General features: G+C 53.8%; 12 protein-coding genes, 2 tRNA genes and 1 rRNA gene. 6 read left to right on the forward strand and 9 right to left on the reverse strand.

The features are described 5' to 3' along the window. Window position 1: 1 nt before the first annotated feature. Window positions 2-583, reverse strand: a complete 582-nt coding sequence (gene lpcA, locus FHW74_RS20675) for a D-sedoheptulose 7-phosphate isomerase (protein WP_183172190.1) — start codon at window positions 581-583, stop codon at window positions 2-4. Between the two features lie 228 nt (window positions 584-811). On the opposite strand from lpcA, the gene fadE reads away from it, so the two are divergent. Continuing rightward, the gene (gene fadE / locus FHW74_RS20680; RefSeq protein WP_183172191.1) at window positions 812-3,256 is read left to right on the forward strand and encodes an acyl-CoA dehydrogenase FadE; all 2,445 of its coding nucleotides are present in this window, start codon (window positions 812-814) and stop codon (window positions 3,254-3,256) included. Window positions 3,257-3,416: 160 nt separating this feature from the next. Then, the gene (locus FHW74_RS20685; protein ID WP_183172192.1) at window positions 3,417-4,190 is read left to right on the forward strand and encodes an amidohydrolase; all 774 of its coding nucleotides are present in this window, start codon (window positions 3,417-3,419) and stop codon (window positions 4,188-4,190) included. On the opposite strand, the gene FHW74_RS20690 is transcribed toward FHW74_RS20685, so the two are convergent. The 3 genes from FHW74_RS20690 to dnaQ form a co-directional block, all read right to left on the reverse strand. After that, window positions 4,187-5,449 carry an alanine--glyoxylate aminotransferase family protein gene (locus FHW74_RS20690; RefSeq protein WP_183172193.1) on the reverse strand — a complete coding sequence of 421 codons (1,263 nt, stop codon included), beginning with the start codon at window positions 5,447-5,449 and terminating at the stop codon, window positions 4,187-4,189. The two genes, FHW74_RS20685 and FHW74_RS20690, sit on opposite strands and share 4 nt — an antisense overlap. Window positions 5,450-5,618: 169 nt before the next feature. After that, window positions 5,619-5,695, reverse strand: a tRNA-Asp gene (locus tag FHW74_RS20695). Window positions 5,696-5,825: 130 nt separating this feature from the next. Then, on the reverse strand, window positions 5,826-6,557 hold the full coding sequence (gene dnaQ / locus FHW74_RS20700) for a DNA polymerase III subunit epsilon (RefSeq protein WP_183172194.1): 732 nt from the start codon (window positions 6,555-6,557) through the stop codon (window positions 5,826-5,828). Between dnaQ and rnhA the strand changes: the two genes are divergently transcribed. After that, window positions 6,511-7,086 (forward strand): ribonuclease HI, encoded by a 576-nt coding sequence (gene rnhA / locus FHW74_RS20705; RefSeq protein ID WP_183172195.1) that lies wholly within the window; start codon window positions 6,511-6,513, stop codon window positions 7,084-7,086. The two genes, dnaQ and rnhA, sit on opposite strands and share 47 nt — an antisense overlap. Here the strand turns inward: rnhA and FHW74_RS20710 are convergent. After that, a complete protein-coding gene (locus FHW74_RS20710; RefSeq protein WP_183172196.1) occupies window positions 7,079-7,798 on the reverse strand; it encodes a class I SAM-dependent methyltransferase in 720 nt (239 codons plus the stop codon). The two genes, rnhA and FHW74_RS20710, sit on opposite strands and share 8 nt — an antisense overlap. 33 nt (window positions 7,799-7,831) lie before the next feature. On the opposite strand from FHW74_RS20710, the gene gloB reads away from it, so the two are divergent. Next, on the forward strand, window positions 7,832-8,587 hold the full coding sequence (gene gloB, locus FHW74_RS20715) for a hydroxyacylglutathione hydrolase (RefSeq protein WP_183172197.1): 756 nt from the start codon (window positions 7,832-7,834) through the stop codon (window positions 8,585-8,587). A gap of 71 nt (window positions 8,588-8,658) precedes the next feature. Further along, the gene (gene mltD, locus FHW74_RS20720; protein WP_183172198.1) at window positions 8,659-10,023 is read left to right on the forward strand and encodes a murein transglycosylase D; all 1,365 of its coding nucleotides are present in this window, start codon (window positions 8,659-8,661) and stop codon (window positions 10,021-10,023) included. Window positions 10,024-10,075: 52 nt separating this feature from the next. Here the strand turns inward: mltD and FHW74_RS20725 are convergent, their stop codons facing one another. Both FHW74_RS20725 and FHW74_RS20730 read right to left on the reverse strand, forming a co-directional pair. Further along, window positions 10,076-10,843, reverse strand: a complete 768-nt coding sequence (locus FHW74_RS20725) for a class I SAM-dependent methyltransferase (RefSeq protein WP_183172199.1) — start codon at window positions 10,841-10,843, stop codon at window positions 10,076-10,078. 69 nt (window positions 10,844-10,912) lie between these two features. Continuing rightward, on the reverse strand, window positions 10,913-11,716 hold the full coding sequence (locus FHW74_RS20730) for an endonuclease/exonuclease/phosphatase family protein (RefSeq protein ID WP_125295176.1): 804 nt from the start codon (window positions 11,714-11,716) through the stop codon (window positions 10,913-10,915). 258 nt (window positions 11,717-11,974) lie between these two features. Here FHW74_RS20730 and yafC point away from each other — a divergent pair, with 258 nt between their 5' ends. Next, on the forward strand, window positions 11,975-12,880 hold the full coding sequence (gene yafC / locus FHW74_RS20735; protein WP_183172200.1) for a DNA-binding transcriptional regulator YafC: 906 nt from the start codon (window positions 11,975-11,977) through the stop codon (window positions 12,878-12,880). Window positions 12,881-12,940: 60 nt separating this feature from the next. Here yafC and FHW74_RS20740 read toward each other — a convergent pair. Together FHW74_RS20740 and rrf are read right to left on the reverse strand one after the other, a co-directional pair. Further along, window positions 12,941-13,017: transfer RNA gene (locus tag FHW74_RS20740), tRNA-Asp, on the reverse strand. A 190-nt stretch (window positions 13,018-13,207) separates the two neighbouring features. Continuing rightward, a 5S ribosomal RNA gene (gene rrf / locus FHW74_RS20745) occupies window positions 13,208-13,294 on the reverse strand; the annotation flags it as partial.

A 13,294-nucleotide genomic window follows, 5' to 3' on the forward strand; every position in this document is an offset into this window, starting at 1 on the left:
ATTACGCTTTTACCATTTCTTTTTCGATCAGCTGGATCAGGATGTGGATCACTTTGATATGGATCTCCTGAATGCGATCGGCATAGCCGAAGTGCGGCACGCGAATCTCAATATCCGCGCTGCCCGCCATTTTGCCGCCGTCTTTGCCGGTCAGGGTGATCACTTTCATCCCTTTGGCGCGGGCTGCTTCAATGGCTTTAATGACGTTCCCGGAATTGCCGGAGGTAGAAATCCCCAACAGCACGTCGCCGTCGCGGCCCACCGCTTCAACGTAGCGGGAGAAAATATAGTCATAGCCGAAGTCGTTGCTGACGCAGGAGATATGGCTGACGTCAGAGATGGCAATAGCCGGATAGCCCGGACGGTTCTCGCGATAACGGCCAGTCAGTTCTTCAGCAAAATGCATCGCGTCGCAGTGGGAACCGCCGTTGCCGCAGGAGAGCACTTTGCCGCCCGCTTTGAAGCTGTCCGCCAGCAGGACCGCCGCACGCTGGATGGCGTGAATATTAGCGTCGTCTTTCAGGAAGTTAGCCAGCGTTTCAGCGGCTTCGTTCAGCTCGCTGCGAATCAGATCCTGGTACATGAGGATTTCCTTAAGGATGAATGAAAATAACCCTCGCAGTGTACCGGATAGGGTTGAAAGCGAGAAGCATCCCCCGGCCCCCTTTCATGACGTTTTCAGCCGATCGGCAGGAACAATGTGAACCAGGTTGTAATTATATTGTAAATACATTGCTAAAAAACTGCGCTTCCACTACAACCTAATCATCACAAGTGGTCAGACCTCCTACAAGACAGGGAGCTTTTAGCTATGATGATGTTGAGTATTGTTGCCACCGTTATTCTGCTCGGCGTGCTGTTTTATCACCGGGTCAATTTGCTGGCCAGCAGCCTGATCCTGCTTGCCTGGACCGCTGCTTTAGGCGTGTCTGGCCTGTGGTCAATCTGGGTACTGGTTCCCCTCGCGATTATCCTTGTGCCGTTCAACCTTGTGCCGATGCGTAAATCGCTGATTTCCGCGCCGGTATTTAAAGGTTTCCGCAAGGTGATGCCGCCGATGTCCCGCACTGAAAAAGAAGCCATCGACGCCGGGACCACCTGGTGGGAAGGCGAACTGTTCCAGGGCAACCCTGACTGGCAGAAACTGCACAACTATCCTAAGCCGCAGTTAACCGCGGAAGAGCAGGCGTTTATCGACGGTCCGGTTGAAGAAGCGTGCCGCATGGCCAACGACTTCCAGATCACTCATGAAATGGCCGATCTGCCGCCGGAGCTGTGGGCGTACCTGAAAGAGCATCGCTTCTTCGCGATGATCATCAAGAAAGAGTACGGCGGGCTGGAGTTTTCGGCTTACGCCCAGTCGCGCGTACTGCAAAAACTCTCTGGCGTATCGGGCATTCTGGCGATCACCGTCGGCGTACCGAACTCGTTAGGCCCGGGCGAGCTGTTGCAGCATTACGGCACCGATGAGCAGAAGAACCACTATCTGCCGCGTCTGGCCCGTGGCCTGGAAATCCCCTGCTTTGCGCTGACCAGCCCGGAAGCGGGTTCCGATGCGGGCGCCATTCCGGATACCGGCGTGGTGTGCATGGGCGAGTGGAAAGGCGAACAGGTGCTGGGTATGCGCCTGACCTGGAACAAGCGCTACATCACTCTGGCTCCTATCGCCACCGTGTTGGGTCTGGCGTTTAAACTCTCTGACCCGGATCGTTTACTGGGCGGTGAACAAGAGCTGGGCATCACCTGCGCGCTGATCCCGACTAACACCCCGGGCGTGGAAATCGGCAAACGCCACTTCCCGCTGAACGTGCCGTTCCAGAATGGCCCGACCCGCGGCAACGATATTTTCGTACCGATTGATTACATCATCGGCGGCCCGGCGATGGCCGGTCAGGGCTGGCGTATGCTGGTGGAATGCCTCTCCGTGGGCCGCGGCATCACCCTGCCGTCCAACTCCACCGGCGGCCTGAAGTCCGTCGCGCTGGCGACCGGCGCGTATGCCCATATCCGCCGTCAGTTCAAAATCTCTATCGGTAAGATGGAAGGCATCGAAGAGCCGCTGGCGCGTATCGCCGGTAACGCTTACGTGATGGATGCGGCGGCGTCGCTGATCACCTACGGCATTATGCTGGGTGAGAAACCGGCGGTACTGTCGGCGATTGTTAAGTATCACTGCACCCACCGCGGTCAGCAGTCCATCATTGATGCGATGGATATCACCGGCGGCAAAGGCATTATGCTGGGCGAGAGCAACTTCCTGGCCCGTGCCTATCAGGGCGCGCCCATCGCGATTACAGTGGAAGGCGCGAACATTCTGACCCGCAGCATGATGATCTTCGGCCAGGGCGCGATTCGTTGTCATCCGTACGTGCTGGAAGAAATGGCAGCGGCGCAGAACAACGATGTGGATGCCTTCGATAAGCTGCTGTTCAAACATATCGGCCATGTCGGCAGCAACAAAATACGCAGCTTCTGGCTGGGCCTGACCAACGGCTTAACCAGCCGCTCGCCGACCCGCGACGCCACTAAGCGTTACTATCAGCACCTGAACCGCCTGAGCGCCAACCTGGCCCTGCTGTCGGATGTGTCGATGGCGGTGCTGGGCGGCAGCCTGAAACGCCGCGAACGTATCTCGGCGCGCCTCGGCGATGTGCTGAGCCAGCTCTACCTGGCATCCGCCGTGCTGAAGCGCTATGACGACGAAGGCCGTAACGAAGCCGATCTGCCGCTGCTGCACTGGGGCGTTCAGGATGCGCTGCACCAGGCCGAACAGGCGATTGACGATCTGCTGCGTAACTTCCCGAACGGGGCTGTCGCGGGGCTGCTGCGCGTGGTGATTTTCCCGCTGGGACGCCGTTATGATGCGCCGTCCGACAAGCTGGACCATAAAGTGGCGAAGATCCTGCAAACGCCGTCTGCGACCCGTTCACGTATTGGTCGCGGCCAGTACCTGACGCCGAGCGAGTACAATCCGGTGGGCCTGCTGGAAGAAGCCCTTCAGGACGTGATTGCCGCCGAGCCGATCCACGAGCGTATTTGCAAAGCGCTGGGTAAAAACCTCTCCTTTACCCGTCTCGATATGCTGGCAAAACAGGCGCTTGAGCAGGGGCACATCACTCAGGAAGAGGCGAATATCCTGATCAAAGCGGAAGAAAGCCGTCTGCGCAGCATTAACGTGGACGAGTTTGAACCAGAGGAACTGGCGACTCAGCCGGTAAAGATGCCGGAAAAACTGCGAAAACCTGAAGCGGCCTAACCCTCAACGCTTCATTATCAAAAGACCGGTTGCCATAGCCGGTCTTTTTTTTGCTCACTGTGATCTCACCGGGTTTGCCACGTTAATCTGCAATCTTCTCCGCCATTTGCTAAAAGGTCATGCTAGAGTGAAAAACCCCGTCAACGAGGAGAATGAGATTGTGCCTGGGTTAAAAGTATCGTTGTTACAACAACCGCTGGTGTGGATGGATGGCCCTGCCAACCTGCGCCACTTTGATGTGTTGCTGGATGAGCTAACCGGGCGGGACCTTATCCTGCTACCTGAAATGTTCACGACGGGCTTTGCGATGGAAGCCGCAAAACAGTCGATGGCCGAAGAGGAAGTCATCAACTGGATGCAGATTAAAGCCAGCCAGTTGGGGGCGATGGTCGGCGGCAGCGCCGCGCTGCAAACCGAGCGCGGCCCGGTGAACCGTTTTCTGCTGGTCGAGCCGGACGGCAACGTGCATTACTACGACAAACGCCATCTGTTCCGCATGGCAGATGAGCACCACCACTACGTGGCGGGCGAGCAGCGGCTGATTGTCGAGTGGCGCGGCTGGCGCATTCTGCCGCTGGTTTGCTATGACTTGCGCTTCCCGGTGTGGTCGCGCAACGCTAATGATTATGATCTGGCGTTGTATGTCGCGAACTGGCCCGCGCCGCGCTCCCTGCACTGGCAGGCGCTGCTAACCGCGCGCGCCATTGAAAACCAGTGTTACGTCGCTGGCTGCAACCGGGTTGGAACCGACGGTAACGGGCACCATTACCGGGGCGACAGCCGCATTATCAATCCGCAGGGGGAGATCCTCGCCAGCGCCGATGCCCATCAGGCAACGCGGCTGGATGCGGATCTGTCGTTAAACGCGCTCAAGGAGTACCGGGAAAAATTCCCTGCCTGGCGCGATTCTGATGATTTTACCCTTAACGCTTAATCTTTTGCCGGTGCGGTCACCGATCGCACCGACTCATAGACCTTCCAGGCCGCCTGCATGGCTTCACCTTGTATGGTGCGCAATCCGTGTCGATTTAACACCGCCTCGAGCGCCGTGAGCGTTTGCAGCACACAGTCTTTGCGCGCGTTATAACCCATGGTGCCGATGCGCCAGATTTTGCCCTGCAACGGGCCGAAGGAAGTGCCGATCTCGATGTGGAAGTCTTCCAGCAGTTGCTGGCGCACCGCTTCGCCGTTGATCCCATCAGGGATTATCACGCCCAGCACGTTGTTCATTTTGTGCCGGAGATCCCCGAAGGTTTGCAGTCCCATGCCCTGAATGCCTGCCAGCATCGCCGCGCCATGTAAGGCGTGACGGGCCACGCGATTATCCATCCCCTCTTCCAGCATAATGCGGGCGCATTCCCTGGCGGCAAACAGCATGCTGGTGGCTTCGGTATGATGGTTCAGGCGTTCCGGTCCCCAGTAATCCATGATCATGCCGAGATCGAAATAATTGGAGTAGATCATCTCATCGTCGCCGTCCTGATGATCCTGAGTGCGAATGCCGGCTTCAACGCATTTTCGCGCGCGTACCGCTGCTTCCATTTGCGGGCTAAGCGTAACCGGCGCACTGCCTGACGGGCCGCCAAGGCATTTTTGCAGGCCTGCCGAAACGGCATCTACACCCCAGGCATCGGTTTTTAAGGTGTTACCGCCCAGTGATGCGGTGGCATCGGTGTAAAACAGCACGCTATGGCGACGGCAAATCTCGCCCAGCTCCGCCAGCGGCTGCAGCATGGTGGTGGAGGTATCGCCATGAACCGTGAGCAGTAGCCGCGGTTTGACGCGTTTAATCGCATCTTCAATACGATCCGGGGTAAACACCTCGCCCCAGGGCACCTCGATAGTATGCACCTCTGCCCGGCAGCGGCGGGCGATTTCACACAGCAGATGGCCGAAGCGGCCAAACACCGGCACCAGCACCCGATCGCCAGGACGAATGGCCGAAACCAGAATCGCCTCAATGCCCGCGCGCGAGGTGCCGTCGATTAACAGCGTCCAGCGATTTTGGGTATCGAACACCTGGCGGTACAGCGCCATGGTTTCGTTCATATAGCCCGTCATCGCCGGATCGTACTGGCCAATAAGCTGGCTCGCCATGGCGCGCAGCACGCGCGGGTCGGCGTTAATCGGCCCCGGCCCCATCAATAAGCGGGAAGGCGGGTTGATTTGGGTGGGCAAAACGAAATCGGACATGACGCGCTCCGGGCACAGCTGAAAGTAATATGAAGAAAATCAATGTGCCAGATGAGAGCAGGTTTGGCTATGCGGGAGTATGTTAAAGCCAAAACAAAAAAAACCGCATCCCTTCAGGAGATACGGTTTTTTTGAACTTTGCAGCGCTTAGGCTACAGAGTATAAATGTTGGCGGAACGGACGGGACTCGAACCCGCGACCCCCTGCGTGACAGGCAGGTATTCTAACCGACTGAACTACCGCTCCGCGTTGTTCCCTTGGGAACGAGGCGAATATTACGGGGAGCCTCTCTAAGCGTCAACGCTTTTTCTCAATATTATCATCGTTTGCTGCAAATTTGGCCCGAGTGACGACAAATCGTGCAGATTGTCAGACGTTATGCGCGCCACAGGCAATTGCCACCCTTCTTTTGCACCAGATCCAGGCGTGATTCATGGGCGGCGCACTCTTCATCGGTCGCGGTGATCACTTTTAAACGCGACGCCTGACGCACCAGGCGCTGAATGCCCGTGGTGTCCTGCACGTTCTGAGTCTCGCCTTCCATCGCAAACGTCATCGACGTCTGCCCGCCGGTCATGGTTAGCCAAACATCCGCCAGTATTTGGGAGTCAAGCAATGCGCCGTGCAACGTACGTTTGCTGTTATCGATTTCATAACGCGAGCACAGCGCGTCCAGGCTGTTACGCTTGCCAGGGAACAACCGCCGCGCCAGCGCCAGGCTATCGGTTATTTTGCAAAAGGTCTCGGTTTTGGGGATGCCGCGGTTAAGCTTATTGAATTCATAATCCATAAAGCCGATATCAAACGATGCGTTATGGATGATCAGCTCCGCGCCGCGAATGTAGTCGATAAAATCATCCACCACATCGCCAAATATGGGTTTATCCAGCAAAAACTCATCCGCAATGCCGTGAACATTGAAAGCATCCGGATCGACCAGGCGGTCGGGTTTGATATAAACATGAAAGTTATTGCCCGTTAAACGGCGATTGATCACCTCGACAGCACCAATTTCAATGATGCAGTGCCCTTCGTAATGGGCGCCAATCTGGTTCATACCGGTGGTTTCAGTATCGAGGACGATCTGTCGTGTAATTGCTGTGCTCATAGGGCTCGTTTATGTCAGACTTGGTTTTTTGATCACAGGAAGTCTACCAGAGATGCGCAAACAGGTAGAAATTTTCACCGATGGTTCTTGCCTGGGAAATCCAGGGCCGGGCGGATACGGTGCGATTTTACGTTATAAGCAGCACGAAAAAACCTTTAGCGAAGGGTATAAGCTGACCACCAATAATCGTATGGAGCTGATGGCAGCTATCGTGGCGCTGGAAGCGTTGCGTGAACATTGCGATGTGACGCTCAGTACCGACAGCCAGTACGTCAGGCAAGGTATCACCCAGTGGATCCATAACTGGAAAAAACGCGGCTGGAAGACTGCCGATAAGAAACCCGTCAAAAATGTTGATTTGTGGCAGCGGCTGGATAAGGCGCTAAGCCAGCATAAAATCAACTGGGAGTGGGTCAAAGGCCATGCAGGCCATCCTGAGAACGAACGCTGCGACGAACTGGCGCGCGCGGCGGCCAACAATCCTTTACATGTTGATGTCGGGTATCAGGCGGAAAACGCTGTCAGTTAGGTTTACGGTATTGCCGCGTTGCGCCCACCGCCGGGCGTAACTGCGTTTTGGCGCTGCGTTGTTTCATCGGGTTGAGCGTTAATGGGATGGTGCGCTTACGCGCAACGATAACCTGCATACAGCCCAGCGCAGGTAAGTGAGTGCTTAGTAACTTGCCCCCCTGTTTATTCCAGGGGAGGACCTGGAAATTCGCCTGATAGAGCACTTCAAAATTAAGCAAGGCAAGCCAGTCCAGTTGTCGCGCTAAGGTAAACATCCGGCTGTTATAAGGGATACGCTGACGGCGAAACGGCACCAGTTTACCCAGACCTAACAGACTGAAGGGGTTAAAACTGCTCATAATTAGCCAGCCGTCATCAACCAAAACCCGGTCGACTTCACGCAGTAATCCGTGTGGGTCGGCACTCCATGAGATAGTGTGTGCTAACAAACAAGCGTCAATCGCGCGGGATGCAAAAGGCAGCGCCAGCGGATCGGCTCTTACCTGCAACTGCTCACCCTGAATAGCCACATTAACCTGATGAGAAATCGCACAACTCTCAGTATTGATTTCCGCGCTGAGATTGCCAATCTTAACCAGGTGAAAACCAAACATTTTTGCAAGCCAGGGGCGCATCTGGTATTCAAGCGCGTCGCGATAATACTCGCCCCAGGGAAGTTCAGCCCAGTGCCCTGGCGTCTGGTACGTCTTGGGTATCCTTGCCGGTTTCATCGCTACCTTCTGTCACGCATTAAGAGGTGTTTTATGAATCTTATCAGTATTCCCGCTTTTCAGGATAACTACATCTGGGTGCTTAGTGAGAACAATGGCAAATGCCTGATTGTCGATCCGGGTGAAGCCGACCCCATTCTGATGGCCATCGATCAGTATGGCTGGCAACCTGAGGCGATTTTGCTTACCCATCATCATAATGACCACGTGGGCGGCGTATCGGCTTTATTGCAAAAATTCCCTTCTTTGCCCGTTTACGGCCCTCAGGAGACCGCCAATAAAGGCACAAATCGGGTAGTCAACGAAGGCGATAAAATCAATCTACTGGAGCATGAATTCACCGTTATTGCCACACCAGGTCACACTTTAGGACATCTCTGTTACTTCAGTTATCCTTACTTATTCTGCGGCGACACGATGTTTTCCGGCGGGTGCGGACGTTTGTTTGAGGGTACGGCAGACCAGATGTATCAATCATTTAATAAACTTAATGCCTTGCCAGATGACACTCTTGTTTGTTGCGCCCATGAATATACATTAAGCAATTTAAAGTTTGCAGTAAGCATACTACCCCATGATCGTGACTTAACCCAATACTATCGAAAAGTTAAGGAGTTACGTGCAAAAAACCAAATTACGTTGCCAACAACGCTGGCGGAAGAACGTAAAATCAATGTTTTTTTAAGAACGCAAGATATTGATATTATTAATGCAATTAATAAAGAAACAACTTTGCAACAACCTGAGCAACGTTTTGCCTGGTTAAGGGCCATGAAAGACCACTTTTGATAATTCATGCTTGTCATTGAGGACATTCGCCGTTATCATCGCTCGTCTTTTAAGCAACTATTGACACACACATGAAGGCAAAAGCGATATTACTCGCCTCTGTCCTGCTTGTGGGATGCCAGGCGTCAAAGCATGACGCCACCGTCCAACAGCACGCACAGAGCCTTTCTGCAGCTGGTCAAGGGGAAGCAGGGAAGTTTACAAGTTCAGGGCGATGGATGGACGATGGGACGTCTTTCGCTCAGGATCAGGACTTGTGGGCTTTCATTGGCGACGAGCTAAAGATGGGAATTCCGGAAAACAGCCGGATTCGCGATCAAAAACAGAAGTATTTGAGCAATAAGAGCTATCTCCACGATGTAACTTTACGGGCAGAGCCGTATATGTACTGGATAGCAGGGCAAGTTAAGAAACGTAACATGCCCATGGAACTGGTACTACTACCCATAGTGGAGAGCGCTTTTGACCCTCACGCAACGAGTGGTGCTAATGCCGCAGGCATCTGGCAAATCATTCCGAGCACGGGGCGAAACTATGGTCTTAAACAGACCAGAAGTTACGATGCACGTCGTGACGTAGTGGCTTCCACCACTGCGGCACTCGATATGATGCAGCGTCTAAACCGTATGTTTGACGGCGACTGGTTATTGACTGTCGCCGCCTATAACAGCGGCGAAGGTCGTGTAATGAAGGCAATGAAAGCGAATAAAGCACGGGGTAAACCCACAGATTTTTGGTCGCTTTCACTGCCACAGGAAACCAAAGTCTACGTACCAAAAATGCTGGCGTTGAGTGATATTCTCAAAAACAGCAAGAAGTACGGTGTACGGTTGCCGACCTCAGACGAAAGTCGCGCACTGGCGCGCGTCAAACTCAACAATCCGGTTGAGGTGGCGCAACTGGCTGATATGGCCGGGATTTCAGTTAATAAGCTGAAAACCTTTAATGCCGGTGTGAAAGGCTCGACGTTAGGCGCGAACGGCCCGCAATATGTTCTGGTGCCGAAAAAGCATGCCGATCAGCTGCGCACTTCGCTGGCAGCAGGTGAAATTGCTGCCGTACAGCCAACACTGGTTGCCGATAACAGCAGTGCTGCTCGCTCGTATAAAGTGCGTTCAGGTGATTCGTTATCGGGCATCGCATCACGTTTAAACGTGTCGACCAAAGATCTTCAGCGCTGGAATAACCTGAAAGGCGCGCAGATCAAAGTGGGGCAAACCCTCACCGTTGGCGCAGTTGAAAGCGGTACCCGGCTGGCCAGCAATGACGACAGCATTACCTATAAGGTTCGCAAAGGAGATTCGCTCTCCAGCATTGCTAAACGTCATGGCGTGAACATCAAAGATGTCATGCGCTGGAACAACGGTACGGATAACTTGCAGCCTGGCGATCAAATTACGCTCTTCGTTAAAAACAGCGTAAACGGCGATTCGTAAGCGTCTACAAAATCAAAAAAGGCACCGATTCCCCCGGTGCCTTTTTGTTTTACTAAGGCTTATAGACTTCGATCATAATGGTATCGCTGGTGAATGAGCCTTCTTCTTTCAGTTCAAAGTAACGCTGTACTGCCCCAGACGCACTCTTCTGATACAAGCGAATTGCCGCAGCTAAGGCCTCTGGCGTGCGCATACGGGCGATCCAGCTTTCATATTCCAGTACCAGACGGTCGGTGATAATTGCGGTAATCAGTAATCCTGCTTCACTGAACATCGCCGCCCATTCGCTACTGGAATAATTTCTGACGTGTGACGTGTCGCGCAACGCTTCAATGGTTTGTAACCAGATATCCAGCACCGCATTACCGGGCGACATGACATCCATCACGATAGCCTTCCCGCCCGGACGCAAAACGCGTTTAATTTCCCGCAGCGCCTGGCCGACATCCTGCCAGTGATGGGCGGAATAACGGCTGATTACGATGTCGAAGCTTTCGTCCGTGAATGGCAACGACTCCGCGTAGCCCTGGCGAGTCTGAAGATTGTCCAGCCCCCGCTCACGCGCGGCGCTGCTTACGGTTTCCAGCATGCTGGCGGATAAATCGTAGGCGATCACCTCTTTTACCTGGGAGGCGGCGATAAAGCTGGCGTGCCCTGCTCCACAACCCACATCCAGCAGTTGCGCATCAGGAAACGAGGCCAGTCGCGTTTTTAAACGTTCCAAATCCCGCCCGCTGGCATGTACCTGGCTGGTCAAATAGGCCGAGGCCTGAGAGCCGAACTGCTTATTGATGTTGTCGTGGTGCGAGTGTGTTGTCATTACGTTGCCCTTTTTTGAGTGAATGGTGGGCAGAACGTTTGATCTGCCCAACGGCAGACCTGACATACCTTAACGCTTAGCAGGTTTGCCGGGTGTGAATTCAACGAGTAGCGGATTATGGTCGGAGGCTCGCGTCACCAGAACAGAGGCTTCATGAACAGCCAAACCACGGTAGAAAACAAAATCAAGCGGGCGACCAAACGCGCGTCGGCGGTGATCATCCGTGAAGCGTACTTCGCGCAGCGACATTTCACGCGCGAAACGGTAAAGCGCATTCATACGCGGGCGGCTCCAGGCGTTAAAGTCGCCGGCCATAATAATCGGGCCGCTGTGATGAGCAATTTGATCGCCAATAGGGCCTAATTGTTTGCTATATACGTCCACACCGAGACTGAAGTTCACCGCATGGATATTAATCACCATCAGCATACGGGTATCAGGTAAGGGATAAACGGTAACCAGCGCAGACTTAGACAGCCGCAAAATAGGCTCTCGCTCGCGTAATGGACAACAGTAGACAGGATGTGCCGCTGACAGCGTCATCACCCCAGAGGGATGCTGAGGCAGCACAAACGCGGGTACCTGATCGGCCGCCAGATAATTGGTGGTAGCAAAGTTAACTAACTCCGGCGTGGTTTGCGCTTCCTGTAACAATACCAAATGCGCATCCTTACCAAAGTTTTTCAAAACCGAGAGCCATTCAGCGCGCTGCTGCTTAAAGATATTCCAGACCAGCACCCGAAGTCGATCGTGGCCGGGAAGCGGTTCTCCCGCAGGTAATGCCTGACCTATGGTCGCAAACGAGCCCGGCGCCAGGATGCGCTCTGCAGGCTGTCCGGCGACATATCGCATTGCATAGGTAGATTTACGCACTTTCGACTTCATTCCTCTCATAGGTATGCCCGCAAAAACAGAAGCGGCTTATCTGTTATAGGGATTTTAGCTCACACTTTCAATGTACAGGACGAGAAACAAGCGTATCCGCTATTTCAGGGCCAGTCTGGCGAGTTATCTGCGCTGCGCTAATACATTCCAGTGTTATCTGACGCAGGAGCATGACGCCGCTGCTGAGAGGTGGTTAAATAACAAAAACGGCGCTAATCCCGTCATAGTGTTGCGTATGGAGCAATAATGAAGGCCACCTCAGAAGAGTTAATGATATTTGTTGCTGTGGTAGAGAGCGGCAGTTTTAGCCGTGCCGCGGAACAGCTCTCACTGGCAAACTCGGCGGTCAGCCGGGCCGTGAAGAAGCTGGAAATGAAGCTGGGCGTAAGTCTGCTTAATCGTACGACTCGCCAGTTGAGCCTGACCGAGGAAGGTGAGCGTTATTTTCGTCGCGTGCAGCAGATATTGCAGGACATCGCCGCAGCGGAAAATGAAATTATGGAAACAAAGCAGACGCCGCGGGGCTTATTGAGAATAGATGCCGCCACGCCAGTGATCCTTCATTATTTGACACCGCTGATAAAGCCCTTTCGGGAAAAATATCCGGAAATCACACTTTCCCTCGTTTCTTCTGAAACCTTTATCAATCTTATTGAACGCAAAGTGGATGTGGCGATTCGCGTCGGGACGTTGAGCGATTCCAGCCTACGTGCAAGGCCCTTATTTAGCAGCTACCGGAAGATCATCGCCGCGCCAGCCTATCTCGAAAAGCACGGGACGCCGCAATCGGTTGACGATCTGGCAAATCATCTTTGTCTGGGTTTTACGGAGCCAGCGTCACTAAATATCTGGCCTGTCGCGCAAGCAGATGGGCAACTTTATGAAGCGAGCCTGGGGTTATCATCAAACAGTGGCGAGACGCTAAAACATCTCTGCCTCGCTGGCAATGGCATCGCCTGCTTGTCTGACTATATGATTAATAAAGAGATTGAGAACGGCACCCTGGTCGAGATCATGACCGATATCCGGTTACCTGTTGCCATGCCTTTCAGCGCGGTCTATTACAGCGATCGTGCCGTAAGCACGCGTATTCGGGCATTTATAGATTTTCTTAGCGAACGGATCCCCGCGCATGCCGCTCAGTCATCCTGAGCACCGGGAAAAATAAAGACGAAAAAAAGCCCCGAGTCAGAGACTCAGGGCTTAATTAAGTGGCGGAACGGACGGGACTCGAACCCGCGACCCCCTGCGTGACAGGCAGGTATTCTAACCGACTGAACTACCGCTCCACCGAATTTTTCTACAACCACCGGTTTGTTGCCCCGGTTTACTGCTGATTTGATGCCTGGCAGTTGATGAATCACAGGGTGATTCACCCTCCGGGCCGTTGCTTCGCAACGTTCAAAAGCTTTCGCTTTTGTCCTACTCTCTGTCGAGTAGTGAACTGCCCCGATTTCCGCACAGAGACTTCAATTTGATGCCTGGCAGTTCCCTACTCTCGCATGGGGAGACCCCACACTACCATCGGCGCTACGGCGTTTCACTTCTGAGTTCGGCATGGGGTCA

The sequence above is a fragment of the Atlantibacter sp. RC6 genome, from assembly GCF_014193285.1.
GTDB lineage: Bacteria > Pseudomonadota > Gammaproteobacteria > Enterobacterales > Enterobacteriaceae > Atlantibacter.

What these genes read in the sequence shown, in the direction of transcription:
- lpcA (WP_183172190.1), bottom strand. Translation starts at nt 583, where the DNA reads ATGTACCAGGATCTGATTCGCAGCGAGCTGAACGAAGCCGCTGAAACG.
- fadE (WP_183172191.1), top strand. Translation starts at nt 812, where the DNA reads ATGATGATGTTGAGTATTGTTGCCACCGTTATTCTGCTCGGCGTGCTG.
- FHW74_RS20690 (WP_183172193.1), bottom strand. Translation starts at nt 5,449, where the DNA reads ATGTCCGATTTCGTTTTGCCCACCCAAATCAACCCGCCTTCCCGCTTA.
- dnaQ (WP_183172194.1), bottom strand. Translation starts at nt 6,557, where the DNA reads ATGAGCACAGCAATTACACGACAGATCGTCCTCGATACTGAAACCACC.
- FHW74_RS20710 (WP_183172196.1), bottom strand. Translation starts at nt 7,798, where the DNA reads ATGAAACCGGCAAGGATACCCAAGACGTACCAGACGCCAGGGCACTGG.
- gloB (WP_183172197.1), top strand. Translation starts at nt 7,832, where the DNA reads ATGAATCTTATCAGTATTCCCGCTTTTCAGGATAACTACATCTGGGTG.
- mltD (WP_183172198.1), top strand. Translation starts at nt 8,659, where the DNA reads ATGAAGGCAAAAGCGATATTACTCGCCTCTGTCCTGCTTGTGGGATGC.
- FHW74_RS20725 (WP_183172199.1), bottom strand. Translation starts at nt 10,843, where the DNA reads ATGACAACACACTCGCACCACGACAACATCAATAAGCAGTTCGGCTCT.
- yafC (WP_183172200.1), top strand. Translation starts at nt 11,975, where the DNA reads ATGAAGGCCACCTCAGAAGAGTTAATGATATTTGTTGCTGTGGTAGAG.